Origin of the sequence: Frankia sp. R82 (assembly GCF_023716925.1) — a bacterium.
In the GTDB taxonomy this organism is placed as follows: domain Bacteria; phylum Actinomycetota; class Actinomycetes; order Frankiales; family Frankiaceae; genus Frankia.
Window position 1 is genome coordinate 1 of record NZ_JAMQQG010000154.1, and the last position, 1,471, is coordinate 1,471.

General features: G+C 66.1%; 1 protein-coding gene. It reads right to left on the minus strand.

The genetic code is table 11. The features are described from left to right. Positions 1–221 precede the first annotated feature (221 nt). Positions 222–1,010: a cell filamentation protein Fic gene (locus tag ND747_RS16315; protein WP_251734464.1), complete on the minus strand. Its 789-nt coding sequence runs from the start codon at positions 1,008–1,010 to the stop codon at positions 222–224. Between the last annotated feature and the right edge of the window lie 461 nt (positions 1,011–1,471).

Here is a 1,471-nt window from a genome sequence, read left to right on the forward strand (position 1 = left end):
GCATAGCCGCCTACACCGCCACACTCGACCGCGCTGACATCGTCGTCGAACCGATCTGAGACGCTCCTCGCGATCCCGGGCTGACGCTCCGTCGTTGCGAACGGTCGAACGGCGGCCTTGATCGGCGCGGCGAGCCGGCGGCAAGATCGGTGTCATGAGCAGCCTCCGCATCCGGCCCACGGCCACCGATGATCTTCCTGTGCTGACGACCGGATGATTTTCTAGTCGCCGCCTGGCGGTATGACCCCGTCATCGGCGGCGAGCCGGCAGGATGTCAGAAGTCCAAACATGCCCGTACCGTCCTTGCGCCGGAAGAAGTCCACCATCTCGGTGTTGAACTCCTGGCGGCGTGCGGCCGGGACGCTGATGGCATCCATCCCCTGGGACATGAGGTGACCGTTCATCATGTAGCGGGCAGTGCGCTTGTTGCCGTCGTAGTAGAACTGCTGAAGGGAGCCGAAGAGAAAATAGGCGATTGCCTGCTCGAACTCGGCGTCGATTTCGGTGGACAGGAATTCCAGGCCCCGCGAGAGGATGCGACGCAGGTTCTCGCCGCCGCGCTCGGTAGCGGGCGGCAGGTAGCGACCATGCTGCCCGAGGCTGACACCAGGAGTGAGAGTCTCCTTGCCCTCACCGCGGAAGTGGCCTGACTCCAGTGCCTCCTCCCGGGCGAGCAGGAACTGGAGCCTGTCGGAGATCTCTTTGGAGAGCCGGAACTCGCCCGTCCTGACGAGCCGGGCGAGCTCGTTCGCCGCCTCGGCGAGGTTCAGGATCTGACGTTCATCGCTGATCTTCCGCCCGCCAACGGTGATCCCGTCCAGGAGCGTCTGGACCTCGGGGTACGTGAACGGGTTACCCTCGAGCACCGCAGCGTCCCACACGTACTCCGGCAGCGACTGGTGAAATCGCCAGACGGCGCGCTCGACCGAGAACCGTGGAATGTTCCGCCGTACGGCGGACCGGTCCCAGGTGAACCCCAGGGCACCCAGCATCGCCTCGGTCGTCGCCACGATCGCACCTCCTCGGGACCGCGCGCGGCCGGCACGTGCCGCCAGCCATGTCCGTGATCCAACGATACGGGGACCGCGGCATGCCAGGTCGGGGACAGTACTGGCAGAGTCGCGTGTTCGACCGACTTGTTGATCAGGTGATGCGGGCGGGTTCTGCGCCGGGACTGGCTGCGCGGGCGGCTCGTGCGAGGGCCGCGATGGCTGATGACGTGCTGTGGGCGGGCCAGGCAGCAGCAGGGTGGGGGGCTGGGCGTCGGTCACCGGCACGCTGACGAGGTCGTGGAGCAGGGGCGTGGTCACGAACCGTGGGACCATGGCGATGGTCTGGCCCAGCGCGACGAGTTGGAGCAGTGCGGTGAGGCTGCGGGCTTCGGGACCGGTAGACCGGTAGTTGTCAAGTCAACTGGGACAGTGGGTCGTCGCTCGGTTGGCTTGGAATGGGCTGGTTGATCCACACTGTG